The organism is Micromonospora sp. M51 (assembly GCF_018070305.1).
GTDB classification, from domain to species: Bacteria; Actinomycetota; Actinomycetes; order Mycobacteriales; family Micromonosporaceae; genus Micromonospora; species Micromonospora parva.
The window spans coordinates 1-874 of record NZ_JAGPXZ010001303.1; the positions used below are offsets into that span (position 1 = coordinate 1).

Sequence of the window (874 nt, forward strand, 5' to 3'; positions counted from 1 at the left end):
GGTCTGGATGGTGCTGCCGCTGGCCGCCGGCCTGTTCCGGACGCTGCGCCGCGAGGTGTCCTGACCATGGACGCGGCCGACTACCGTCCGCGCACCGTGGTCAGCGGCGGCCCGTTGGAGCTGGCCGTCCTGTGGGGTGGCTTCCCGCTGCTCGGCGCGGGCGCCGGATGGCTCCTGGCGGCGACGACGGGCTGGCTCGCCCGACTGCCGTGGGTGCCGTTCGGCGACCTGGTCCGGTGGCTGGACCAGCTGCCCGAGCCGCAGGCCACCGCCGGCGCCATCGCGGTGGGCGTGCTGGCCGGCCTGGTCATCGCCGGGATCGGCACCGCCGAACGGCTTATCGTCACCGTCGACGCGGCGCAGGTACGGCTGCGCCGCTCCTCCGAGAACCGGACCGTAGCGAGGGTCGACACCCGGGTGGTCTTCCTCGCCCAAAAGCACCTGGTGCTGCTCGACGCCGACGGCGCGGAACTGGTTCGGGAGCCGACGGACCTGTCCGCCGCCGCACTCGCGGCGGCGTTCCGCGAGCACGGTTGGGGTTGGGCGGACGACGACCCGCACCGGTCGGCGTACCGGCTGTGGGTGCCCGACCTGCCCGGGTTGCCGACCGGTGCGGACGCGCTGCTACGGGCCCGGGAACGGGCGATCCAGCGGGACCGCCGCGACGACGCCCGGGAGTTGCGCCGCGAACTGGGTCTGATCGGGGTGGTGCTGCGCGACGACGACAAGCGCCAGTACTGGCGGTTGACCAACCGGGCCGTCGCCCCCGGGTCGGAGCAGCCGACTTCGGCCGAGCGGGACACGGACGGGCGGTAGCGTCTGTCCCAGCAGACCCTGGGAGCCGCGCGATGACCGAACAGCAGCCGTACCGGGT

At 74.3% G+C, this 874-nt stretch carries 1 protein-coding gene; it reads left to right on the top strand.

Translation table 11 applies throughout. The features are described 5' to 3' along the window. Positions 1-816 (top strand): hypothetical protein (locus tag KBX53_RS34430; RefSeq protein ID WP_309140923.1); only part of this gene is annotated, 816 nt, incomplete at its 5' end. Between the last annotated feature and the right edge of the window lie 58 nt (positions 817-874).